Consider the following 23,069-nt stretch of genomic DNA (forward strand, 5'->3'; position numbering starts at 1 on the left):
CTCAAGCCTGCCTCCGGTAGTCGCCCGGCGTGACCCCGTACAGCTCGCGGAACGTCCGGATGAAATACGGCAAGCTGTTGTAGCCGACCTGCTCGGCGATCTCATAGACCTTGAAGCCCGGCCGGACGAGCAGCTCGCGCGCCCGCTCCATGCGCTCGCGCGCCAGGAACTCGTTGAAGGCGACGCCGGTGCGCTCCTTGAACAGCACGCCGAAATGGCTCGGCGAATAGGCGAAGCGCAGCGCGACCTCGCGCAGCGTCAGCGGCGTCGCCAGCCGCTCCCGCACGTAGGCCTCGATGTCCGGCAGCAGCCTCCAGGCGCGGCGGGAGCGGATCCGCTCGGACAGCTCGAACGCCCGCAGGCGCACCCACGACTCTACCTCGGCCGGCCGCGTCAGCCGCCCGAGCTCGCCGAAGCGGGCGACGCCGAGCGGGGCTCCCGCCGCGACGCCGGCTCCCGCCCCCGCTCCGTCGACGTAGCCTTCCAGCCGCGAGACGGCATGCAGCGCGAACGGCTGCAGCTGCCCCGGCTCGCGCGCCTCCGGCAGCCGCAGCAGCTCCGCCGCCAGATCGCAGATGTCGACGAGCCGGTACTGCCGCACCGCGTCGGCCAGCCGCTCCAGCAGCTCGCCCCCGTCCGAAGCGCCCGCAGCCGGCTCGTCCGCTCGGGCGGCCCGGAGCGGCGGCAGCCCGACGAGCCGGCCGGTACGCGCCGCGTCCAGCTGCGAGACGATGCCGGCAAGCGCCGCCATGATCTCGTCGTCGTCGACCGGCTTGAGGATATAGCCGTCGGCCTTGAGCGCGAGCGCCTCGCGGGCATAGCCGAAGTCCTCGTATCCGCTTAGGAACAGCGTCCTCAGCTCCGGCAGCGGCTCCTTCAGCCGCCTCGCCAGCTCCAGCCCCGTCAGGACGGGCATGCGGATGTCGGTGATGAGGATATCGAGCGGATGCTCGGAGGCGTATTGCAGCGCGGCGATCGGACGGCTCGTGCTGTAAACGATTTCAATTCGCAGCGAGGCCCACGGAATCAGCGCCTCCAATCCGAGCAGGTCAAAGCTTTCGTCATCGACGAGCATCGCCTTGTACATCCGTCTCCGCTCCTTTCGCGCGCGGCTGCCCCGCATCGTTCATGACCGACTCCCGCCCGAGTATCCGCAGGTTGTCGCGCCAGCGGGCCGTCTTCCACTCCAGCACGGCCCCGTACCCGAGCCGATCGGCTTCCTCCGCCGCTTCCTCGAGCTCGCGCTCCGCCTCCCGCTCGCTGCGCGCGAGCAGCAGTCTCGGCACGGTCTCCTTGTAGTGCTGCCTCAGCCTTTCCATGACGATGCCCTCCGGCGACGAAGGCAGCGGATCGAGATTGGAGAACTCGGTCATGTCGAGCGAGGTGCGGAACGTGATCCTCGCCTGCGCGGAGGCCGTCCAGTCGCTTCCCCGGCCGGCGAGCCGGCTCTCCCGCTCGGCCTTGGCGGCGTTGATGAAGCTCGTATTGCCGTACCAGTTGAACTCGCCGAGCTTGAGCTGGTCGTACGCCCCGGGATCGCGCCGCTCGTAAGCCTCGTTCGGGATCGGCACGCCGTCCTCGACGCGGTCGTAGAACAGCCCGGGCGGGCCGAAGAAGAAGATCGTCTGCCCCTCCTCGCTGACGGCCCAGTTCATGAAGGAGAAGATCGCCTCCGGATCGCTGGCCGCCCGCGTGATGACGTTCACGTTCCAGCCGAGCCGGTTGTAGCCGCCGGGATAGACGCGCTCCGGATCGACGCCGGACCGGCGCAGCGGCCAGACGGCGTCGTAGCCCTCGCCGGGACGCGCCTCCGCGAGCGCGTGGTTCACCTCCCGGCCGACCCCTTCGACGACGGCGTCGTAGGAGGCGAACACCGCCGCACCGCCGCGCTTGAGCCGTTCGACGATCTGGTCGCGCGTCTGCGTCAGGCCGTCCGGGCGGGCCAGCCCTTCGCGGTACAGGCGATTCGCGAACCGCACCGTCTCGCGGAAGGCCGGGTCGCGGTACACCGACGTCAGCCGGCCCTCGCGCGGCACGCCGAACACGCCGCCCGCCCCCGGCGCGGCGAAGGCGGGATTGCGCCCTTCGTCCGCTCCGCTGTACAGCATGCCGAGCAGCTGCGGCTCGGCGCCGTCCCGCGTCTCGCCCGCCTCCAGCGGGACGACCTCGGGGAACGCGGCCTTGACGCGCCGCAGATACGCCTCGAGCTGCTCCCACGTGTCGAGCGGCGGCGAGCCGAGCGCGCGATGCAGCGTCCGGTTGACGAGATAGGCGGCGTTGCCGCTGCCTTCCTCGCCTCGGATGAACCAGTTGGGAATCTGGTACAGCCGCCCGTCCGAGCTGCGCAGCATGTCCAGCGTGTCCCGCCCGATCGTCCGCTCGAACTCCGGGTACGCGGCTAGATAGCCGTCGAGCGGCACGAGAAGCCCTGCGGCGGCCAGCCTCTCCACGTCCTTGCCCCGGTCGAGCACGAGCGCATCGGGCAGGCTGCCGCCGACGACCATCGCGTTCAGCTGCGTCGGCGGCGAGCCGGCGGCGCGCACCGGACGCACCTCGACCCCGAGCTCGCGCGTGATCCAGCCGGCATGCGGCCGCTCCGCCCATGTCGGCGGCGTATACCAGTCATAGAGCACGAACTGGCTGAACGAGACCGGCTTCACCTTGGCGGCGAGCGGCGTAGGGACGGCCCCGTCCGGCTGGACCATCCGGTTCGGCCGGGTCGTCCGGTCCGGCTCGCCCGGAGCATCGGCAGCCGTGCCGCTTTTTGCATCCGATAGCGCTTTCAATTGAATCCGCACGGGAGCGTCCGCTGAACGAGGCGCCTCCAATCCGCTGTACGCCGCCCCTGCCGCGAGCGCCAGCGCCGCTGCGCCGAGAGCCGTGGCCGCCAGTGCGGCGGCGCGGCGCGTCCCGCTTCTTCGGCCCGTCCCGGCGCTTCGTCCGGCCGGCGGCTTGTCCATGCGCCCGTCCATCGCTCGTCCTCCCTCATCCGGCCGAGCGGCCGGTTTCCTACTGCCGATTATAGCAACGCGGATCGGCGGCGGGAATGGGACTCGCGGCACGAATGGAAGGCGGCCGCTCTCCAACCTGCCGATCGCTCTCAGCTCCGCTTCCCGACGGGAGGAGACGGGGCGCCCCGCCTCTTCCCGCGCGGCCTGCCGCCGCCTGCCCGCGAAGGATGAAGGATGGCCTCCACGGCGACCGGCGCTCTCAGAGGGAAGCCAGCTTGCGCACCGCGTCGATGCCTTTCATGCCGACCGCCAGCCCCTCCGCTCGCGCCGCTTCGGTGACCGATTCCAGCGGCGCGTCCAGCAGCTCCTGCAAGGTGCGCACGCCGACGGCCCGCGCCGCCAGCACGCCCCGCTCCTTGAGCTTCGGATTGCTGTCGAACAGCGCTACGTCGAGCGCGCCGCACATGATGTAGCCTTTGTCCGTCGTCACGGCGAGCAGCGTCGTCTTGGGCAGCTTCACCTCGACGCCGAGCGCCGTCTGTCCGTCCCCGAGCGGGATCGGAACCAGTTGCATCATCGTTGACCTACCTCCTCCCCGACTCGCTTGACTATCCTATGCGCAGCGGGGGAGGGAAGGTGCCGCGCTCGGGCAGGACCGCCCTGCTTTTCCGCGCCGGGAGCAAGCCTTCGTCGCGGTTCCGGACGCCTTTTCTGAACGGAAGGTTAACACGTGTGCGGAAACCGCTCTCCGTCTTGACGGGCTTGCCGGCCGGCCCTACAATGGAGGCGTCGCCGAACGGATCGTGGCGCGGGCACGGCGCCCGGTCCCTGCAGCGGCAGGAAAGGAGGGACGACAGCATGGTCACCATCAAGGACATCGCCCGCGCGGCCGGCGTCTCCCACACGACCGTCTCGCGCGCGCTAGGCGGCAGCCCGCAGATCAAGCGCGAGACGCGCGAGCGCATCGCCCGCATCGCCGCCGACATGAACTACTCGCCCAGCTTCAGCGCCAAGAGCCTCGTCCAGCGCAGGACGTACACGATCGGCCTGTTCTTCTCCAGCATCGCGCAGGGCACGTCGGCCAGCTTCCTCGCCGAGGCGATCAAGGGCATCCGCCGGCAGATCGGCGAGGAGTACCTGCTGTCCGTCGCCGGCCTCGACACGATGGAGCGGCACGACTCCGTCACGCCGCGACGCTACGACGGCATCCTGCTCATGAGCCAGAGCGACGCGGACAACGGCTTCATCTACCATGTCCGGCAGGCCTCGCTGCCGCTCGTCGTGCTCAACCGCCAGCTGGACGACCCGGCCATCTCGACGGTATCGGCCCGCGACCGGGACGGCGTCGCCGAAGCGGTCGCCTACGCCGCCTCCCGGGGGCATCGCCGCTTCGCGCTCATCGAGGGGCGCAGCGGATTCCGCTCGACCGCCCAGCGCCGGGCCGGCTTCATCGACGGCCTCATCCGGCACGGCCTGCCGCTGCGGGAGGAGTGCTTCATGCCGGGCGACTACGGTCCCGAAAGCGGCCACGCCGCCATGCAGCGCCTGCTGGATCTGGAGGAGCGTCCGAGCGTCGTCATCTGCTCCAACGACGACATGGCGATCGGCGCGATGAACGCCTGCCATGCGCGCGGCGTCGCGATCCCCTCCGGAATGTCGCTGATCGGCTTCGACGACATCCCCTATGCGCGCTACGCCAGTCCGGCGCTGACGACCGTCGCCCGTCCGGTGGCGGAGATCGCCCGGCTCGGAGCGGAGCTGCTGATGGCGCGCATGCACGATCCCTCTCTCGCGCCGAGCCAGCTGCTGGTGAAGACCGGACTGATGGCGAGGGACAGCGTGGCGGATATAAGCTAGAGTCCATTTTTTCGAAGCAAAATGTGAACGTGTGCGAAACCAGGCGAACCGAAGAGGAGCGATCATGCGATGAGCTTTCTGAACGACGACTTCCTGCTGACGACCGACACCGCGCGCCGCTTGTACCACGGCCATGCCGCGGGGCAGCCGATCCTCGACTACCACTGCCATCTCGATCCGAAAGAAATCTACGAAGACAAGCCGTTCCGCAATCTGACCGAAGCCTGGCTCGCGGGTGACCACTACAAGTGGCGGCTGATGCGCGCGAACGGCGTGCCCGAGGAGCTCATCACCGGCGACGCGCCCGATTACGACAAGTTCCTCGCCTGGGCGCGCACGCTTCCGCACGCGATCGGCAATCCGCTCTACGCCTGGACCCATCTGGAGCTGCGGCGCTTCTTCGGCATCGACGAGCGGCTCAGCGAGCAGACCGCGCCGGACATCTGGGAGCGGGCGAACGCGCTGCTGGCGACCGATGCGTTCCGCCGGCGCAGCCTCATCAAGCGCTCCCAGGTGCGCGTCGTCTGCACGACCGACGATCCGGCCGACAGCCTGGAGCATCATCGCCTGCTGCGGGAAGAGGAGAGCGGGTTCGCCGTCTACCCGACGTTCCGTCCCGACCAGGCGATGAACCTCCATGCGGAGGGCTTCGCTTCCTGGATCGGACGGCTGGAGCAGGCGGCCGGAACCGCTGTCGGCAGCTATGCCGACCTGGTTCGGGCGCTGCGGGCAAGGGCGGTCTTTTTTCACGGACAGGGCTGCCGGCTGTCGGATCATGCGCTCGATACGCTCGTCTACGGCGAGGCGGAGCCGGAGGAGCTGGAGCGGATCTTTGCCAAAGCAATGCGCGGAGAACGGATCGACGAGGCGGAGAAGACCGCCTACCGGACGGCGCTGCTGCTGGAGCTGATCGGCATGTACGCGGAGCAGGGCTGGACGATGCAGCTGCATCTCCATGCCAGCCGCAACAACAACACGCCTATGCATCGCCGCCTCGGTCCGGACGCCGGCTACGACGCGATCCAGGACCAGCCGCTGGCCGGCGCGCTGTCGAAGCTGATGGACCGGGCCGAGCAGGCGAGCGGCCTGCCGCGCACGATCCTCTACTCGCTCAATCCGAACGACTACCCGGCGCTGCTCGCGCTCATGGGCTGCTTCCAAAAGGACGTGCCCGGCAAGATGCAGCTCGGCTCCGGCTGGTGGTACAACGATACGCGCGAGGGGATGCGCCGCCAGCTGACGATGCTGGCCGACCACGGCCTGCTCGGCCGCTTCGTCGGCATGCTGACCGATTCGCGCAGCTTCCTCTCCTACACGCGGCACGAATACTTCCGGCGCGTGCTGTGCGAGCTGCTGGGCGAGTACGCCGCCCGCGGCGAGGCGCCGGACGACGACGAGACGCTCGGCGCGCTCGTCGAGGACGTCTCGTACGGCAACGCCGCCCGCTACTTCGGCTTCGGACCCGGCTGAAGCGGGTCGCGAAAAGGCCTGCGTCCTCCCCGCAAAAGCGGGGAGGACGCAGGCCTTTGTTCGCCGGATCGGGACGGCGCTCTGCGATCGACGGAGAGTGCTTGTCTATGGGGACACCAACTGCCGCTCGATCTGCTTCATCTCATAAAAGATGCCTTGCCGCTGCATCAGCTCCGCATAGGTGCCTCTCTCCACGATCCTGCCTTGATCCATGACGACGATCTGATCCATATCCTCCAGTCCGGTCAGCCGGTGGGAGATTAGAAGCAACGTATCCTCTGCCGCCTGTTCATGCAGATGCTTCAATACGCGCTGCTCGGTCACATAGTCCATCGAGGATGTCGGCTCGTCCAGCAGCCAGAGCCTTCCCTTCCGGAGGCATGCGCGAGCGACAGCCAGGCGCTGCTTCTCTCCGTCCGACAAGTTCTCTCCTTTTTCGTACACGGCATCGGTCAGCTTCATCGAGTGCAGCTGGACTTGAGCCAGCACAGCCGACAGCTCCTCGTCGGTATGCGAGTCTCCGTCCAGCAGCAGGTTGTCCCGGACCGTTCCTCGAAAGAAATGACCTTGCTGCAGCACGACTCGGGCCGAACGCCAGACGCTGGATTCATCCAGCTCCCGGACCGGCGTATCGTTCAGCCGGAGCTCGCCGTCCGTCGGCAAGCGCAGCTTGAGCAGAAGCTCGACGATCGTCGATTTTCCCGATCCGCTCGGCCCGACAACAGCCGTTTTGGAGCCCGGCGGAAGCGTGAGGGTAACGTCGTTCAGCGCCGGCCTCCATTCCCCTTCGTAGCGGAACGAGACGCCGGACAGCTCGGCGGATACCGCCTCGTCGTCCGAGAGCAGGCCGCTTGGATGAAGAACCTGCTCCTCGGCGCTCGGAACCGATTCCGCCAGTCTATTGGCCGCATGCTCGCTTGCTTCTTTGTAAGCGGGCAAGGTGGCCATAGCGGCCGTCTCCTCGAACAGCGTCAGCGAAGCCATAACCAGCATGGCCAGGAAAACGCCTGCCAGCTCCCCTTCGGCAACCAAATACGCGCCTAGAGCAAGCACGCCCCAGGAAATGAACAAGGTGGCGAACGCGTGCATCGATTGCCCGCGCAGCAGATGGACGGCCGCACGCTGCTGCTCGGCCGTCAATACGTCCGAAGCCTGCTTGAGCTGCCGCTCGCGCTCCTGGAGTTGTCCATACACTTTCAAATCCCGGAAGCCATACAGCACCTCGGTCACTTCCATCGAGACCGCCGCTCGTTGCTGGCGCACGCGACCGAATATCCTTCGCTGCCCGATCAAGACGATCCCAGGGACGACAAATGCCGCAACCAGCATCCCCAGCACGAACAAGCCCGCCATCCAAACTGAAAATAGGGATGTCATCAGCACGGTGGTCAAAAAGACCATGATGACCATGATCGGCGGGTACGCGACGCGGAGGAAATAATGCTGCAAGCTCTCCACATCTCCGACGATGCGCGAGAGCAGGTCGCCGCTCCGCTTTTTGTTCAACAGGCCCGGCATGACAGGAATGAGACGGGAAAAGTACGACGAACGCAAACGGCTGAGGATGGAAAACGTCGCCCGGTGGGAGTAGAGGCGCTCTCCATAACGGCTCGCCGCCCGAAGCAGGCCCAGCAGCTTCACCAGCGCCGTCAGCACGATCAAGGTGTAGAGCGGCGGCGCGAATACGGTCTGGGAAATCAGATACCCGCTTGCGGAGAAGAGTACGACGCCTGCGATGCCCGCAATGAATCCGCCTACGATCGAAAGAGCGATATCCTTCCGCTCCATCATCATCGCTTTGGATAGAACAGCCAGCTCATTCATGCCAGTCCCCCCATTCGTTGAAGACGGACCATCTCGGCGTAGGAAGGCACCCGCTCCAGAAGCTCGTCATGGCTCCCCGAGTCGATCAGGACACCGTCGTCCATGAACAAGATCCGGTCGGCATGCTGGATCGTATACAGCCGATGCGCAACCGTGACCATCGTCGCCGTCTTGGCCAGCGAAGCGATCGATTTCTGCAGGATCCGTTCCGTATGCAGATCAAGTCCCACCGTCGGCTCATCGAACAGAATGACGGCCGGCCTTTTCAAGAAGGCGCGGGCCAGCGCAAGCCTCTGCTTTTCTCCGCCGGACAAGCCTCTGCCTCCATCCCCGACAAAGGTGTCATAGCCCTCCTCCAGCTGGGCGGCAAACGGAGCAAGCCCGGCCTCCGCAGCCGCTTGTTCCATCTCCTCCCTGGATACATCCCGTCTGGCGCCGATGGCGATGTTCTCCGCCAGCGTGCCCGCGAAGATGTAGGGATGCTGGGTAATGTAGCTGATGCTGTCGAACCATGCTTCCTCGTCGTAGTCGGACAGCGGAATTCCATTGACCCTGATCTCTCCGGATGCCGGCTTCAGCAAGCCGGCCATGAGATGGAGCAACGTGGTCTTGCCGGAGCCGCTTTTGCCTACAAGGGCAATGTTCTGCCCTTGTCCGATGGCGATGGAGCCCGTTGCGAGCTCGAATGAATCCGGCCTATGCCGGAATCGGACCTGATCCAGCTGCAGGGATGGCGGCAGCGAAATAGGGGCCGTCCCGCTCCGAGCGGGCTTGCCCGGCTCGGGCTCCTGGGCGCCATGCGGTGAATCTGCTCCCTCGTCCTCATCCCGCATGCCGATTGCCTGCTCCGTTTCCGCAAGCAGCTCCTCGATCTTGCGGATAGCCCCCATGCTTGTGCGGCCGCCGTGAAAAGCGGTTCCCGCGTTTTTCAGCAAATTGTAGAATTCGGGAGCAAGCAGCAGAACGAAAAAGGCGGTGTGGAAGCTTAGGGAATGGAAAACGAGCAATTGGATGGCGAGCTCCAGTGCGATGATCCCCATGCTCAGCATGACGATGGATTCCAGCATGAACGTGTTCGTAAACGCGATCCGAAGAATGTCCATCGTCGACTCCATGTAGCTCAAGCTGCTGCGTTCAATCTCCTTCTGCTGCCGACGAGCCCGGCCAAACAGCTTCAACGTGACCATCCCTTGCAGGGAGTCCAGGAACGTACCCGAGAACTCGGCCAGCTGGGCAAATTTCTCTTCGGATTTCACTTTCGTCTTCAACCCGACTAGAATCATGAAGATCGGGATGAATGGAGCCGTGAACAGCAGGATGAAGCCTGAATTGGCATGCAGAGCAAACGTTGCCGTCAAAATCAGGATCGGAATGATCGCGGACTCGATCATGCGCGGCAAGTAATGGCTGAAATAGGAGTCCGCTTCATCCACGGCATCGAGCGCGATGCTCACCTTTCCTCCGGTTTGTCCGCGCATCGATGCATGCATGGAGGCATGGACCAGGTTTCGCAGCACGTTTGCCCGCATGTCCGTCTTGGCGCTTGCGGCGATCTGCAGGCCGATCCTCCCGTTTCCATACGACAACAGCGTGCGCGCAGCCATGATGGCCAGCAGCAGCAGCAGCAGCTTCACGACCGACGATAGGGAAGCCTCCTGCACGAAGATGCTCTGGACGGCTTCCGCGAGCAATGCCGCCTGGGTCACGATGGCTGCGCCAAGCGCGAGCGAAAGGACCGCAAGAAGAAGGAGCCGCTTCCTTTGCGCAGCCATCTGGCGAGAGATCAGATTGATGTTCCTCTTCACGCAAGCTCTCCTCCTTTGGATCGGGGCAGCTCGATGATCGTCTGCCGCGTTCAAGCCTGAACCGGGTCCGTTATTTTTTGCCTTTTACATAATCCGCATCGAACAGGAACAGCTTGAAGACCAGAATGAGGGAAGGGATCAGCAGGCACAGCCCTCCGATGAAGGCAATGACCAGCGCCATGCCCATCGAAGGCGAAGTGGCGCTGCTTTGAATCGTAATGTAGGGATCGAGAATGTAAGGATATTGCCCGATGCCATAAGCGAAGAAGGCACAGAAAAATTGCAGCATGACGCAGATGAAGGCCAGTCCATAGCGGCGTCCATGGTAGAGCAGCCACATCGCGACCATGAAGAAGGCGACGGAAAGCGCCAGAAGCCACCACAGGTCCATCATATTTTGAAAATGCCGATCGTTGTGTTGGCCGATGTAGATGAAAGCCGTGAGAGCGACGATGATCGTGGGCGTGCTCCAAAACAGGGCATAGGTCCTCATCAATGCCAGTGCAGGCTTGTCCTCGGCGCGGGAAGCGTAGAAGGCCAGGAAGGTGCCGCTGATGAACAAGACCGATACGATCGCCAGTCCGACAATGCTCCAGGACAGCGGGCTTGAAAGCAAGGCCCAGTAATCCAGGGAAACGGTCTCGCCCTGCTTGAGGATGAAGCCGCCCTCGGAGAGCGTCAGCGCGACCGACAAGGAAGCCGGTATGAACAAGCCCGTCGCGCCATATAAAAACAGGAACACAAGGTTCTTTTTCGAGCCGTAATTCTCGAACGCATAGAACGAGCCGCGTATGGCGAGCAGAATGACCGCGATGCTCCCTGGAACGAGGAGCGCGGACCCGTAATAATAGGCCGTATCCGGAAAAAATCCTACGATCCCGATGTAGAAGAAGACGAAGAAGACATTGGTAATTTCCCATACCGGGGAGAGATACCGGGAAATCAATCGATTGATGAGATGATCCTGCTTCGTCAAGCGTGCGTAGAAGGCGAAGAAGCCGGCTCCGAAATCAATCGAGGCCACGATGAGATAGCCGTACAGGAACAGCCAGAGCACCGAGATGCCGATCAGTTCGTAACTCATCATGCGGGCTCACCCTTTTCCGTTTTCTTGTCCTTTCCGATCCCCTTCTCCAGCTCGGTTTCGACCGGATTCAGGCGGAACAAGCGCCTCAACACGAGCACGCAAGTCGTTCCCAGCAAGAGGTACAGAAGGAGGAACAGGAAGAATAGGAGCCGCACTTGGGGGGATGAGGTAGCGGCTTCCTCCACGGTCATGTAGCCTCGGATGATCCATGGCTGCCGTCCGAGCTCGGCATAGAACCAGCCCAACTCGACCCCGACGAATGCAAGCGGCGCTCCCAATGCGATGGCGCGAAGCATCCATTTGTTGAGCTCGTTGCGCTTTTTCCAGAAGACAAAAAGGAAGTACAAGAACGAAAGGGCCAACAGCGTGAACCCGATACCGACCATCAGATCAAACAAATAATGGACCAGCAGCGGCGGCCATTCCTCCTGCGGGAACTCCTCCAGCCCCTTCACCTCCGCATTGAAGTCTCCAAACGCCAGGAAGCTGAGAAAATTGGGCAGATGGAGGGCTCCTATGATCTCGTTCTCTGCGTTCAGCCAGCCCATGAGAACGAGATCCGCGCCTTTTTCGGTCTCAAAATGCCACTCTGCAGCGGCCAGCTTCTCCGGCTGATGCTCGGCCAGAAACTTGGCGGATACGTCTCCGGCCAATGCGTTCAGCAGGCCGAACAGCAGCAGGACACCCATCATCAGGTTCAAGGCTTTTCGGTGATAGGCGGTGACGCCTTTTTTCAGCATCGTAAAGGCCGCGATCCCGGCCAACAGGGCCGCCCCCGTCAAATAGGCCGAGCTCAAGACATGGAATACCTTGGAGAAGCTCGCCTCGTTCATCATCGCTTGCACCGGGTCTACCGCCGTGAAGACGCCCCCGTCCATCAAAAAGCCTTCCGGCTGATTCATGAAGCCGTTGACGGTCGTGATGAACACCGCGGACATGCCGGCCCCGATTACGATCGGAATCGTCAGCAGCCAATGGGTATACGGATTTTTGAACCGATCCCAGGTATAGAGATAGATGCCGAGGAAAATGGCTTCGAAAAAGAAAGCGAAAACTTCCAGAAATAGCGGCAGCGCGATGACATTTCCCGCCAGCTTCATGAAATTCGGCCACACCAGGGCCAACTGGAGGGAAATCGCCGTGCCTGTCACGACCCCGACCGCCACGGAGATGACGAACCCTCGCGACCATCTCTTCGCCATCAAGATATAATGGGGGTCCTTCTTGCGTATGCCGACGAATTCCGCAATGGCAATCATCAGCGGAACCCCGACACCAATCGTGGCAAAAATAGCGTGAAACGCAAGCGTCATTCCTGTCACCAGCTTGCTCCACAGTACCGTATCGATCGCCATCCTTCACGGCCTCCTTTCAACCTCTGTCCAAACGATTGCCATCCATATGAGCTTTTTTTCACAAAGTCACGGTCCATGTCCTGCATGATGAACGGGGGAGTTAAGCCAAGTATAGCTCCATCCATTCGCATTGCAATCACGGTCACCTGTTCGTCTTTAAACGTTCAACAAAGAATCAACTCTTTTGGACAACTAAGTGAACATGACCGAAACCACCCGAACGGGCTATTGCTTCTTGAAATGGAACGCAAAAAAACCGCTTTGGACAAAGCGGTTTGGATAATCGATATCGGAGAGGCGCGCAATGCGGGCAGAGAGGCAAGCCAGACGGCCTAGTCCGCGGAAGCGCCCTCGCCACGGCTCTCGCCCGCCGCCTTGGCCTGACGCAGCGCATCCTGGGCCGCCCCCAGCAGCCATGCCGGCGCCTCGCCGTCCGCCGGACGCGCCGTGGCCGTGCCGGTGCCGACGGTGATGAAGCCGGAGCTCGCGCCGTCGCGCGGAATCTGCAGCGACAGCACGCTGCTGCGGATCTCCTCGGCGAGCCGTGCCGCCGCATCCGCATCGCTGCGCAGCTTCAGGACGAACGTATCCGCCGTCATCCGCGCCAAGTAGGCGCCATGCTGACGGGCGATGACGCCGAGAGCGTCGGCCACCCATTGCAGGCACAGGTCGCCTCCGCGCAGTCCGTGCAGCGCGTTGTACGCCCTGAAGTCGTCGATGTCGACGAGCAGCAGCGACAGCGGCTCGCCGGCAAGCTCCGCATCGCTCCAGTCGGCTTCCAGATCCCGCTCGAACGTCAGCCGGCTCGGCAGGTCGGTGAGCGAATCGCTCGTCACGTAGCTTGCCAGCTGGCTCGCGCTATGCGAGAAGTTCTCCTTCTGCTCCGGCTCCGCCTTCACTTCCTTGGCGACGACCATCACGGACGGCTCGCCGCCGTGGATGACGGAGGCCAGCGACAGGTCCAGCTCGACCGGGCTGCCGACCTTGGGCACGAACATGCCTCGGTACGCATCCAGCAGGGCGGCATTTTGGCTCAGGCTGTCCAGCCGCTTGCCGAGCGCGCTTCGCGCGCGCTCCTCGTGGAACTCGAGGATGCGGCAGCCGACCAGCTCCAGGGCGGATTCGCAGCCGAGCAGCTCTCCCGCCTGATGGTTCGCATAGACGATGCGTCCGTCCGTTACGGTCAGGAACGGGACGGGGGAATACTCCATCAGCTGCAGGTAACGGTTCTCGTTGTCGCGCAGAACGCGCGCGTTCTGCAGCGCCTGCTCCTCGGCCTGCGCCAGCTGATGCTCCGTCTCCCGCTGCACGATCGACTTCAGCTCCTGCAGCGCGCTCAGCTCCGATTCCTTCCAGGCGACCGACTTGCCCTTCACGACCTCTCGCCACTTCTCGAACGACTTGCGCGGCGACAGCCGCACGCCGTCGTCGCTCTGGATGACCGCCTTGGCGGGGTCGCCCGCCCACTCGACGATCTGGAGCTGCTCCGGACGGAACCACAGGATATAATGCTGCATCCCCGGCGAGAGCGCCAGGAACACCGCTCCCGAAGCCTTGTCCGCATATGCGGCGGCAGGCGCGTAGTCCTGGCCGAGCTTGGACGTATGGAACGCGTAATCGACCGACTGAGCTCCCATCCAGCCCGCCAGCTTGCGAATCTGCGAGGCCGCCGGCGTCGTGCCGAACAGCTGCAGCTTGTCGCGGAAGCAGACGGCCATGCCGCTTGCTCCGAGCAGGTCCATCAGCTGCTGCTGGCTTTGCTCGACCTTCTGCATCGTCCGCAGCGCATTGCCCGAGAACAGCCCCGCCAGCTTGCCCGCCGCCGAACGGATGCCGAGCGTCTGCTCGTACTCGTCAAGCTGCTGGCGCTGATACAGCTCGTTGGAGAAGAACGTGCCGAGGAAGTTGCACAGATTGCGCACCCGATGAGGGACGTACTTGGGCGCGTAATGGTGGCAGGTGATGAGGCCCCACAGCTCCCCTTCGCGGATGAGCGAGATCGTGGTCGTCGCCGCCACGCCCATGTTCTGCAAGTACTCGATGTGCAGAGGCGAGACGCTGCGCAGCGACGACAGGCTCAGGTTGAGCGGCCTGCCGGTCAGCGGCTGCACCGTCGGCACGATGGCCGAAGGCTCGTAGCCGACGTCGACGATCGTCCTCAGCCAGTTGCGCAAGTACAGCGCCCTCGCCTGCTTCGGAATGTCTGAAGCCGGATAGTGATGCCCGAGAAACGGCTCCAGCCCTTCCTCCTTGGCCTCGGCGATGACCTTGCCGTTCCATTCGTCGTCGAATTCGTAGATCATGACCCGGTCGTAGCCGAGCATCTCCTTGACCTGGTCCGCCGCCGCCTGGCTGGCCTCGATCCGGCTGGACGCCCGCTTGATGCGGGAGAAGAACGTGTTGATCCACTGAAAATCGTGGAGGGACGGTCCGATATCCTCCTCGAACGGCTCCAGCTCCAGCAGGAGCAGTCCCTCGCTCTCGTGCACGATGCCGATGAACGGAATCTCGCCTCCGTCCTCCTGACGGATCGGGCACTGGATATACTGCAAGTCGGAGGTCACGGCCGCGTTCGGATCGAGGCGCGCGACCTCCGCCGCCTTGTCCGGTCCGAGCAGCCGTGCGAGCGGCTGGCCGACGAGCGCTTCCGCCCGCAGTCCGAAGAGCCGTTCCGTGCTGAGACTCGCCTGCACGATGACCGGACGCTCGTCCCGCGTCACGGCCAGCAGGGCTCCGTGAGGCTGGATGCTGCCGGGAATATGGATCGGCTCCTTGTCGCAGTTGGTCAGATCGATCCGCGACCCTTGCCGCTCGTACTCCGAATCGTTCAGGAGCGTGCGGTCGAGCGCCGCTTCCTCTTTATAAGGCTTGTTTTCCTTCATTCGTCGAACGTAACCTCCTGGCTTTGGGTTGGCGGGCTTGTCCTTCAGGCGGAGGCTTCCACCCAACGCTCCAGCAGCGCGAACGTCTCCCTCGCGGCGGCGACCGTCTCGTCCTCCTGCCCCTGCGAGCCTTGCTGGATGAGGCTTCTCATCTCCAGCCAGCGGCTGCGGGTGTCGTCTCCGTAGGCGTGAAAATAACGAAGTCCGCTGTCCGGCTCCAGGCCGAGGCTGGCCGCCAGCTTGCGGGAGATGATCTGCCCGCCGAGCGTCGAGCCTTCGAGCACGTACAGGTAACCGAGCTTGCGCGCAGGCGTGCTCAGGTCGGGCAGCTCCCCGCAGCGCGGCAGGCGGCCGATCTCGTCCGCGCCGAGGCCGAGCGCCTGCAGATCGCGTTCCAGCAGCGGCGCCTTGCGGCGAGCTCCTTCGTCCAGCCCCTGGGCTTGCAGCTGAGCATCCGGATAGATCCGCTCCTCGGCAGGCCGGATGAAGCCGTAGAACAGCTCCAAATATCGCCGATACCCGGCCCGGTCCAGCGAGCCGGCCATGATGCCGCGAGCATAGCGGTTTTCTTCCATCCGTTCGTGCTGCTCCGCCGTCTCTTGGCGAAGCCTTTCCATTATCGTGCTGCCCATGCCGCACCTCTTCTTCGAACCGCCTTGGCGGAGGATAGGATCATGCGTGAATGTCGTCATGCCATCGTGGAGCAACATCGCTCATGGCTTCCATCGTACCATATTCAAAGTACGCGTTGAAATGCCGACAAAAATAGGACTATATCATCACCTATTCCAATGATATAGTTAATGAACTATCTCAATCGAGTGCGGAGGAACTATGGCTATCATGAACGGTAAAGGACTACATACCTATTCTTTCCAGACCGATCTCGTCATCGAGGCGAGCACCCGCGAGGCGGCCGAGGCGCTGCTGAGGGAGCGTCTCGATGCAGCCGGCGTCAGCCGCTACCGAATCGGCAAAGGATCGCTCATCGGCTTCACCGTCCTGCCCGACACCGACGCTCCCGCTCCTTCCGAATCATCCGCATCCGGACCGGCCGCGCCTGCCGAGGTACCGGCCTCAGCGTCGGCCGCGGCCGACGGGCTGCGCGACCTCGCTCTCGACCTGATCCGCCGCTGCGTCCAGGACAGCCGGCTCGTCCGGCTCAGCATCAACCGCGGCAAGGGCGTCCGGCTGAGCGTGCCTTGCCGGATCCTGCGCTTGGACGAGCAGGACTCCCTGCTGACCGTCTATCATGTCGACGAGAAGCAGGTGTACACGTTCGGCATCGGCGAGATCGACGACTTCCTGCTGTAGCCGCCTGCCCGGCGATCTCGTTCCCTCCATGCCAAAAGACCTTGCCTCGAAGCTTGTCCGAGGCAAGGTCTTTTTGTCGCGAATGCGGGCGCGTCCGGCCGGTCAGCCTTCTCCTCTCGCCCGCCAGGCGCTCCAGGCGGCGATCCCCCAAGCGGCGATGAAGCAGACGCCTCCGATCGGCGTAATCGCGCCGAGCCAGGTGACGCCGCTCAGGACGAGCACGTACAGGCTGCCGGAGAAGATCCAGATACCGGCCTGCATGAGGCGGCCGGCGAGGCGGAGCGGCTTCCGGTCGCCCAGCATGCTCGCGGCGAAGGCGAGCAGGATGAGGCCGATCGCGTGGTACATCTGATAGCGCACGCCCGTTTCGAAGATCTCGAGCCGATCGGGCTCCACATGATCCTCCAGGCCGTGGGCGCCGAACGCGCCGAGGGCGACGCCTACGAGAGCGTAGAGGGCGCCGAAGGCGAGGTAGCGGGGAAACATCGGTTGGACTCACCTCTTCTGTCGTTCCTTTTCATCGCGGAACGGATTCCTCCGTAGTATAGCACAACCTCTCGTCCCCGGTCCTGTACGCCGCCCGCTCCGTCATGATCGTCCTCCATCTGAATATACTTGGAGAACAGGTCCGGGCGGACGCTGAATATCGAACGAAGCGGGGGGAGCGGCATGTCGGAACCGTTGTTCATCGTCTCGCGCGAGGACTGGTCCCTGCACCGGAAAGGCTATCAGGACCAGACCCGGCACCAGCAAAAGGTCCGGGAGGCGATCAAGCACAACCTCAAGGACATCGTCAGCGACGAGAGCATCATCCTGTCGAACGGCCGGGAAACCGTGAAGGTGCCGGTGAAGAGCATCGACGAGTACCGGTTCGTGTACAACTACAACAAGAAGCAGCATGTCGGACAAGGGGACGGCGACTCGCAGGTCGGGGACGTGCTCGGCGTCGATCCGAGCTCGGCCAAGGGCTCCGGCAAGGGACAAGGCGCGGGCGACCAGGCGGGCGAGGACTACCTCGAGACCGAGGTCACGATGGATGAGCTGGAGGATCTGCTGTTCGAGGAGCTCGAGCTGCCTCGGCTGGAGCAGAAGCAGAAGGAGCAGGTCCAGGCGGCCGACGTCGTCTTTCAGGATATCCGCAAGAAGGGCATCATGAGCAACATCGACAAGAAGCGCACGCTGCTCGAGAACCTGCGCCGCAACGCGAATACCGGCCGCAAGGGCATCGGCGGCATCACGCCCGAGGACCTCCGCTACAAGACGTGGCAGGAGGTCATGAAGCCCCACTCCAACGCGGTCGTGCTGGCGCTCATGGACACGAGCGGATCGATGGGCTCGTTCGAGAAATATTGCGCGCGCAGCTTCTTCTTCTGGATGACGAAGTTCCTGCGGCGCAAGTACGAGCATGTGGAGATCGTGTTCATCGCCCACCATACCGAGGCGAAGGAAGTGAGCGAGGACGAGTTCTTCACGCGCGGCGAGAGCGGCGGCACGATCTGCTCGTCCGCCTACCAGAAGGCGCTCGACATCATCGACAGCCGCTATCCGTCCGCGAACTGGAACATCTACCCGTTCCACTTCTCCGACGGCGACAACCTGACCTCCGACAACGAGAAATGCGTCAAGCTGATCGACGAGTTGATGAAGCGCTCCAACCTGTTCGGCTACGGCGAGGTGAACCAGTACAACCGCAGCAGCACCCTCATGTCCGCCTACAAGCATATCCAGGACAAGAAATTCCTGTTCTCCGTCATCCGCGACAAGAGCGAGGTGTACGACGCGCTCAAGCGGTTCTTCGCCAAGCCTGCGGGCTGAATGCGGCCGGCTGCGGACTCGTTCCGGGAAAGGAACGGCCGGACATGCGCTTGGCTTTCCCTTTCTTGTCTTTCGAAAAAAAGGGCTGCGCCCTTCCGCGATCTGCAAGCAGGTCGCGGAAGCTGCGCAGCCCTTTGACGGGTCCGATGCGGCGCGCGGGACACCCGGCCCCGCCTGCCGCTACACGAGGAAGATGCGGCTGATGATGACGAGAAGAATGAAAAGGACGAGGATGACGCTCGTGCTGGTCCAGCCTGCCCCGGCTCCTGCAGCATACGACATGGATGGTTCACTCCTTTTGCCTTGAATAGTCCAGCATATGCCCGGTTCGGGCGTTTGCTCTGGACGCATGCCCATGCCCCCTGGCGGGGCTGAACGATCCGATCTTGAAAGGAGGCCTGGACGCCATGTCCGATCTGTCACTGCTCGCCTCGTCCGCCGTCTCGAAGCTGCAGCAGGAGCTTCTTCGCAGCCAGAGCGGCGACGGCTCCTGGAGAATGGTGTGCGAAAGCGGCGTCATGAGCGACGCCTATCTGCTCGTGCTGCTGCAAGCGCTCGGACGCCCGCCGCAGGACGAGGAGCTGATCCGCCGCGTCGCCGCCCGCATCGCCTCGCTGCAGCAGCAGGACGGCGGCTGGCGGCTGCATGCCGACCAGCGCGAAGGCCATCTGGAGTCGAGCGTGGAGGCGTACTATGCGCTGCTGGCGAGCGGCGCGATGGACTACGGCGACCCTGCGCTCGTCCACGCCCGCCGCTTCATTCTCCAGCGCGGCGGCCTAACCCGCGTGCGCGCGATGATGACGCAGGTGCTGCTGGCGATGACGGGCCAGCTGCCGTGGCCCAAGGAGCTGCGGCTGCCGGTCGAGGCGATGCTCGCCCCGTCCTGGCTGCCGCTGTCGCTGTTCGACCTGTCCGGCCATGCGCGCGCCCATCTCGTGCCGGTGCTGATGCTCAGCTCCGGCACGTTCGTGCTCGGCGAGGGGCGGCTGCCTCGGCTGACGGAGCTGATCGCCGGGGAGGAGCGCGGCTTCTCGCTGCCGACGCTGCTGCCCGAGCCGCTCGCCGGCATGCTGCAGGCGATGGCGGACGGCCATTCGCCGCTGCAGCCGGCTTCGCTGAAGCGCGCCGAGCGCTACCTGCTGGAGCGGATCGAGCCGAACGGCACGCTGCTCACCTACTCGACCGCGACGATGCTCCTGGTCGCGGCGCTGCTGTCGGTCGGGTACGATGCCGGCGACGATACGGTCCGGCGCGCGCTGGACGGCGTCCGCTCGCTCGTCTGGCATGAGTCCGGAGCGGCGGGCGGCTTGGCCCATGCGGACCTGGGCGAGGCAGGCGCAGCGAGCGCCGGGACGACGGCCCGCTCCCATCTGCAGATCGCCGACTCGACGATGTGGGACACGGCCATGCTCGGCAATGTGCTCTTGGAAAGCGGCGTGCCCCCCGAAGCGGACGCCATCCAGCAGGCCGCGCGCTGGGTCGCCGCCCGGCAGCAGAGCGAAGGCGGCGACTGGCAGCGGCGCGCCCCCGGCGTGGAGCCCGGGGGCTGGGGCTTCAGCGCCGTCAATGCGCGCTATCCCGATGTCGACGATACGACCGCGGCGCTGCTGCTGCTCCAGCGGGCGGCGGGCAAGACCGGCGTGCCTTACTGGAGCGAGGCCGCGCAGGAGCGCGGCCGCCGCTGGGCATGGGCGCTGCAGAACCGCAGCGGCGGCTGGCCGGCGTTCGAGCGCGAGTCGGGCAGCCCGCTCATCGGGCTGATCCAGTTCGAGCAGAGCGCGCAGATCGTGACCGACCCGCCGACCGTCGACCTGACCGCGCGCACGCTTCAGTGGGCGTCCCAGGCCTCCGCCCCGCTGCCGGGCTGGCTCGCCGCCGCGCTGCAGGCGGAGGACGGCCATGAAGAGGATCCGGCGGCGGCGGCTGTGCGCCGGGCATGCGCATGGATCGTCTCACAGCAGGACCGGGACGGCAGCTGGGCCGGACGCTGGGGCATCTGCCGCGTGCACGGCACCGGCGCCGCGCTGGCCGGCCTGCTCGCCGTCAAGGCGCCGCGCTCCGCGTCCGCGCTGTACCGGGGCATGCAGTGGCTGCTCTCCGTGCAGAACGGCGACGGCGGCTGGGGCGAGTCCTGCGCCAGCGACGTGGAGGGCAAGTACGTGCCGCTCGGCGCCAGCACGCCTTGCCAGACGGCTTGGGCGCTGGAAGGGCTGCTCGCTCATCCGCATGCGCCGCGGGAAGCGGTCGAGCGCGGCATCGCCTGCCTGTGCGCGCTGCTCGAGGCGGACGACTGGCGCGGGCGCTATCCGGCCGGCGGCGCATTGCCGGGACATGTGTATCTGCACTATGGCAGCAGCCGCTACATCTGGCCGCTGCGCGTGCTGTCGCAGTACGTCCGGCGCTACGGAAGCGGGCTGACGGAGGGCTGACGGAGAGCTGACGGAGAGCTGCTCCGACGGGGGCAGATGCAAGTCCCGCCCGACGGGAGGCCGATCCGGGACATTGCCTAGCCGGCTGGTCCCAGACGAGGCCCGCAACCTGCGACCAAACTCCTCTTTTATCGCCGGCCCTGAACGTTGGCGATGCTTCGAGCGTACGAAAGGAGGATCGTTTTGACAAAAGGAGGAAATTCCATGATGAAAAGATTGGCCTGGATGCTGGCCGCCGCGCTCGTCGCGGCGCCGCTCCTGCCTGCCGCCCCGACGGCGTCCGCTGCTCCGGCAGCCGCTCCCCCCCAAGGACTGGAGCAGCTCGCCGCGGAAAAGGCGAAGCTGCTCACCGAGCAGTACGGAACGGTCAGCGTCCAGTATGCGCTCATCGACCAGGGCCGGATCGTCGTGTCCGGCCAGAGCGGCAGGAACGACGAGAAAGGAAAGATCCCGCTGTCCGCAGACACGATGTACGGCACCGGCTCGGTGAGCAAGATGTTCACCGCCGCCGCCGTCATGAAGCTGGTCGACGAGGGAAAGATCGACCTGGACGCCCCGCTTGTCCAGTACCTGCCGGACTTCAAGATGAAGGACGAGCGGTACAAGCAGATCACCCCGCGCATGCTGCTGAACCATTCCTCCGGGCTTCCAGGCTCCAGCCTGAACAATGCGTTCCTGTTCGAGGACGCGGATGCCTACGCCCATGATACGCTGCTGCAGCAGCTCTCCACGCAAAGCCTGAAGGCCGATCCCGGCGCCTTCTCCGTATACTGCAACGACGGCTTCACGCTCGCGGAGCTGCTGGTGGAGCGCGTGAGCGGGGTGGATTACACCGCCTTCATCCATCAGCATTTTACCGGACCGCTCGGCATGGACCATACGAAGACGCCGCAGGACGGGGTCGATCCGAAGGGCATGGCGGGGCTGTACTTCCCTTCCCTGGCGCGCCAGCTGCCGAATGAAACGGTGAACGTCTTCGGCACGGGAGGCATCTATTCCACGGCGGAGGACCTGGCGCGGTTCTCGCAGCTGTTCACGGACGAGGAGCAGGGCCTCCTCTCGGCCGAGGCGGTGGAAGCGATGGAGCAGCCCGAGTATGAACGGGGGCTGTGGCCCGAGGAAGCGGACAACAGCATCGGCTATGGACTCGGCTGGGACAGCGTCCGCTTGTATCCGTTCGACGACTACGGCATCCAGGCGCTGACCAAGGGCGGCGACACGATCTTCTACCATGGCTCGCTCGTCGTCCTGCCGGAGCAGGACATGGCGGCGGCCGTCCTGTCCTCGGGCGGAAGCAGCTCGACCAACCAGCTGCTGGCGAATCAGATCCTGTTGAAGGCGCTGAAGGACAAAGGAACGATCGACGAGATCAGGCCGGACAAATCGTTCGGCAAGCCGGTGGCGGCTCCCCTGCCCGCAGAGCTGAAAAAGCAGGCCGGCTATTATGGGACGTCCGGGCAGCTGGCTAAGATCGAGCTGAAGGGCAGCGGCCTGTCCGTAACGCTGCCCGGCCTGCCGGAATATCCCGCAGAAAAATACATCTATACGGCAGACGGAACGTTCATGGACGAAGCCGGCACGGCCAAGGTCGAGTTCGTGAAGGAAACGAACGGCCAGACGTACCTCTGGGTGCGCCAATACCTCTCGGTACCGGGGCTTGGGCAGACCGCGCTGTCCCACTATACCGTCCAGAAGCTCGCCAGCAATCCGCTTCCCAAGGAAACGGCCTCGGCTTGGGCGAAACGGGAAGGCAAAGCGTACTACCCGCTCAATGAGAAATACACGTCGATGCTGTATGTGCTGAATGGGAAGCTCGACATCCGGCGCGCGGCCGACTTCCGCGGCTATGCCGGCGACAAGAAGATCACCGGACCGGACGCCGCGATCAGCGCGCTGCGCATTCCCGGCATGAGCGGCCGGGACACGGCGGAATTCCGCTTCTACCGCCAGGATGGAGCCGAGTTCCTGGAGACGGCGGGCCTGCGGTACATCCGCGAGGATGCGGTCAAGCCGCTGCACCTGGGCAAGCAGTCGAAGGTGACGGTGAAGGAAGACGGCTATGCCCGCTGGTTCCACATTCCGGCGGCGGCGGCCGGCAAGACGATGTCGGTGAAGCTGCCGGCCGCAGGCGGATTCACCGTGTATGACGCTGCGGGCGGCCTTGCGGCCAGCAGCGTCGCCAGCGGCACGAGCACCGTCGTGCTGCCGGCGGGCGGGACGATCGTGTTCGCAGGCGAGCCGGGGGCCGCATTCAGCGTCTCGCTGAGCAAGAAATAAGGC

General features: G+C 64.4%; 17 protein-coding genes. 6 read left to right on the top strand and 11 right to left on the bottom strand.

The features are described 5' to 3' along the window. Nucleotide 1: 1 nt before the first annotated feature. The 3 genes from HGI30_RS17190 to HGI30_RS17200 all read right to left on the bottom strand — a co-directional run bounded on the left by HGI30_RS17190 (nucleotide 2) and on the right by HGI30_RS17200 (nucleotide 3,528). Nucleotides 2-1,087, bottom strand: coding sequence for a helix-turn-helix domain-containing protein (locus HGI30_RS17190; protein WP_168908678.1), 1,086 nt, complete (start codon nucleotides 1,085-1,087; stop codon nucleotides 2-4). Further along, entirely contained in the window at nucleotides 1,062-2,972 is a 1,911-nt protein-coding gene (locus HGI30_RS17195; protein ID WP_235680167.1) for a type 2 periplasmic-binding domain-containing protein, read from the bottom strand. The genes HGI30_RS17190 and HGI30_RS17195 overlap by 26 nt, the downstream gene beginning before the upstream one ends. A gap of 238 nt (nucleotides 2,973-3,210) precedes the next feature. Next, entirely contained in the window at nucleotides 3,211-3,528 is a 318-nt protein-coding gene (locus HGI30_RS17200; RefSeq protein ID WP_168908679.1) for a YunC family protein, read from the bottom strand. 281 nt (nucleotides 3,529-3,809) lie between these two features. Here HGI30_RS17200 and HGI30_RS17205 point away from each other — a divergent pair, with 281 nt between their 5' ends. Together HGI30_RS17205 and uxaC are read left to right on the top strand one after the other, a co-directional pair. Then, nucleotides 3,810-4,808 (top strand): LacI family DNA-binding transcriptional regulator, encoded by a 999-nt coding sequence (locus HGI30_RS17205; protein WP_168908680.1) that lies wholly within the window; start codon nucleotides 3,810-3,812, stop codon nucleotides 4,806-4,808. A 69-nt stretch (nucleotides 4,809-4,877) separates the two neighbouring features. Further along, complete coding sequence (gene uxaC, locus HGI30_RS17210) at nucleotides 4,878-6,278, top strand: glucuronate isomerase (protein ID WP_168908681.1); 1,401 nt, start codon at nucleotides 4,878-4,880, stop codon at nucleotides 6,276-6,278. Nucleotides 6,279-6,383: 105 nt separating this feature from the next. On the opposite strand, the gene cydC is transcribed toward uxaC, so the two are convergent. The 6 genes from cydC to HGI30_RS17240 all read right to left on the bottom strand — a co-directional run bounded on the left by cydC (nucleotide 6,384) and on the right by HGI30_RS17240 (nucleotide 15,863). Further along, nucleotides 6,384-8,102 carry a thiol reductant ABC exporter subunit CydC gene (gene cydC / locus HGI30_RS17215; RefSeq protein ID WP_168908682.1) on the bottom strand — a complete coding sequence of 573 codons (1,719 nt, stop codon included), beginning with the start codon at nucleotides 8,100-8,102 and terminating at the stop codon, nucleotides 6,384-6,386. Further along, a complete protein-coding gene (gene cydD, locus HGI30_RS17220) occupies nucleotides 8,099-9,907 on the bottom strand; it encodes a thiol reductant ABC exporter subunit CydD (protein WP_168908683.1) in 1,809 nt (602 codons plus the stop codon). The genes cydC and cydD overlap by 4 nt, the downstream gene beginning before the upstream one ends. Before the next feature lie 70 nt (nucleotides 9,908-9,977). Beyond that, entirely contained in the window at nucleotides 9,978-10,994 is a 1,017-nt protein-coding gene (locus HGI30_RS17225; protein ID WP_168908684.1) for a cytochrome d ubiquinol oxidase subunit II, read from the bottom strand. Further along, entirely contained in the window at nucleotides 10,991-12,349 is a 1,359-nt protein-coding gene (locus tag HGI30_RS17230; protein WP_168908685.1) for a cytochrome ubiquinol oxidase subunit I, read from the bottom strand. The genes HGI30_RS17225 and HGI30_RS17230 overlap by 4 nt, the downstream gene beginning before the upstream one ends. 332 nt (nucleotides 12,350-12,681) lie before the next feature. Continuing rightward, complete coding sequence (locus tag HGI30_RS17235; protein ID WP_168908686.1) at nucleotides 12,682-15,231, bottom strand: diguanylate cyclase domain-containing protein; 2,550 nt, start codon at nucleotides 15,229-15,231, stop codon at nucleotides 12,682-12,684. Between the two features lie 44 nt (nucleotides 15,232-15,275). Then, the gene (locus tag HGI30_RS17240) at nucleotides 15,276-15,863 is read right to left on the bottom strand and encodes a biliverdin-producing heme oxygenase (RefSeq protein WP_168908687.1); all 588 of its coding nucleotides are present in this window, start codon (nucleotides 15,861-15,863) and stop codon (nucleotides 15,276-15,278) included. A 211-nt stretch (nucleotides 15,864-16,074) separates the two neighbouring features. Here HGI30_RS17240 and HGI30_RS17245 point away from each other — a divergent pair, with 211 nt between their 5' ends. Beyond that, nucleotides 16,075-16,545, top strand: a complete 471-nt coding sequence (locus HGI30_RS17245; RefSeq protein WP_168908688.1) for a hypothetical protein — start codon at nucleotides 16,075-16,077, stop codon at nucleotides 16,543-16,545. A gap of 102 nt (nucleotides 16,546-16,647) precedes the next feature. On the opposite strand, the gene HGI30_RS17250 is transcribed toward HGI30_RS17245, so the two are convergent. Further along, entirely contained in the window at nucleotides 16,648-17,031 is a 384-nt protein-coding gene (locus tag HGI30_RS17250) for a DUF423 domain-containing protein (RefSeq protein WP_168908689.1), read from the bottom strand. A gap of 183 nt (nucleotides 17,032-17,214) precedes the next feature. On the opposite strand from HGI30_RS17250, the gene yhbH reads away from it, so the two are divergent. Further along, the gene (gene yhbH / locus HGI30_RS17255) at nucleotides 17,215-18,360 is read left to right on the top strand and encodes a sporulation protein YhbH (RefSeq protein ID WP_168908690.1); all 1,146 of its coding nucleotides are present in this window, start codon (nucleotides 17,215-17,217) and stop codon (nucleotides 18,358-18,360) included. A 180-nt stretch (nucleotides 18,361-18,540) separates the two neighbouring features. Here yhbH and HGI30_RS17260 read toward each other — a convergent pair whose 3' ends face one another. After that, nucleotides 18,541-18,642: a hypothetical protein gene (locus tag HGI30_RS17260; RefSeq protein ID WP_028599177.1), complete on the bottom strand. Its 102-nt coding sequence runs from the start codon at nucleotides 18,640-18,642 to the stop codon at nucleotides 18,541-18,543. Nucleotides 18,643-18,767: 125 nt separating this feature from the next. Here HGI30_RS17260 and HGI30_RS17265 point away from each other — a divergent pair, with 125 nt between their 5' ends. Both HGI30_RS17265 and HGI30_RS17270 read left to right on the top strand, forming a co-directional pair. After that, nucleotides 18,768-20,789: a prenyltransferase/squalene oxidase repeat-containing protein gene (locus HGI30_RS17265; protein ID WP_168908691.1), complete on the top strand. Its 2,022-nt coding sequence runs from the start codon at nucleotides 18,768-18,770 to the stop codon at nucleotides 20,787-20,789. Between the two features lie 204 nt (nucleotides 20,790-20,993). Further along, entirely contained in the window at nucleotides 20,994-23,066 is a 2,073-nt protein-coding gene (locus HGI30_RS17270) for a serine hydrolase domain-containing protein (protein WP_168908692.1), read from the top strand. Nucleotides 23,067-23,069: the final 3 nt, after the last annotated feature.

Origin of the sequence: Paenibacillus albicereus (assembly GCF_012676905.1) — a bacterium.
Lineage (GTDB): Bacteria > Bacillota > Bacilli > Paenibacillales > Paenibacillaceae > Paenibacillus_O > Paenibacillus_O albicereus.

Coding starts and splice junctions, on each gene's coding strand:
- HGI30_RS17190 (WP_168908678.1), bottom strand. CDS start 1,087: ATGTACAAGGCGATGCTCGTCGATGACGAAAGCTTTGACCTGCTCGGA.
- HGI30_RS17195 (WP_235680167.1), bottom strand. CDS start 2,972: ATGGACGGGCGCATGGACAAGCCGCCGGCCGGACGAAGCGCCGGGACG.
- HGI30_RS17200 (WP_168908679.1), bottom strand. CDS start 3,528: ATGATGCAACTGGTTCCGATCCCGCTCGGGGACGGACAGACGGCGCTC.
- HGI30_RS17205 (WP_168908680.1), top strand. CDS start 3,810: ATGGTCACCATCAAGGACATCGCCCGCGCGGCCGGCGTCTCCCACACG.
- uxaC (WP_168908681.1), top strand. CDS start 4,878: ATGAGCTTTCTGAACGACGACTTCCTGCTGACGACCGACACCGCGCGC.
- cydC (WP_168908682.1), bottom strand. CDS start 8,102: ATGAATGAGCTGGCTGTTCTATCCAAAGCGATGATGATGGAGCGGAAG.
- HGI30_RS17225 (WP_168908684.1), bottom strand. CDS start 10,994: ATGATGAGTTACGAACTGATCGGCATCTCGGTGCTCTGGCTGTTCCTG.
- HGI30_RS17230 (WP_168908685.1), bottom strand. CDS start 12,349: ATGGCGATCGATACGGTACTGTGGAGCAAGCTGGTGACAGGAATGACG.
- HGI30_RS17235 (WP_168908686.1), bottom strand. CDS start 15,231: ATGAAGGAAAACAAGCCTTATAAAGAGGAAGCGGCGCTCGACCGCACG.
- HGI30_RS17240 (WP_168908687.1), bottom strand. CDS start 15,863: ATGGGCAGCACGATAATGGAAAGGCTTCGCCAAGAGACGGCGGAGCAG.
- HGI30_RS17245 (WP_168908688.1), top strand. CDS start 16,075: ATGAACGGTAAAGGACTACATACCTATTCTTTCCAGACCGATCTCGTC.
- HGI30_RS17250 (WP_168908689.1), bottom strand. CDS start 17,031: ATGTTTCCCCGCTACCTCGCCTTCGGCGCCCTCTACGCTCTCGTAGGC.
- yhbH (WP_168908690.1), top strand. CDS start 17,215: ATGTCGGAACCGTTGTTCATCGTCTCGCGCGAGGACTGGTCCCTGCAC.
- HGI30_RS17260 (WP_028599177.1), bottom strand. CDS start 18,642: ATGTCGTATGCTGCAGGAGCCGGGGCAGGCTGGACCAGCACGAGCGTC.
- HGI30_RS17265 (WP_168908691.1), top strand. CDS start 18,768: ATGTCCGATCTGTCACTGCTCGCCTCGTCCGCCGTCTCGAAGCTGCAG.
- HGI30_RS17270 (WP_168908692.1), top strand. CDS start 20,994: ATGATGAAAAGATTGGCCTGGATGCTGGCCGCCGCGCTCGTCGCGGCG.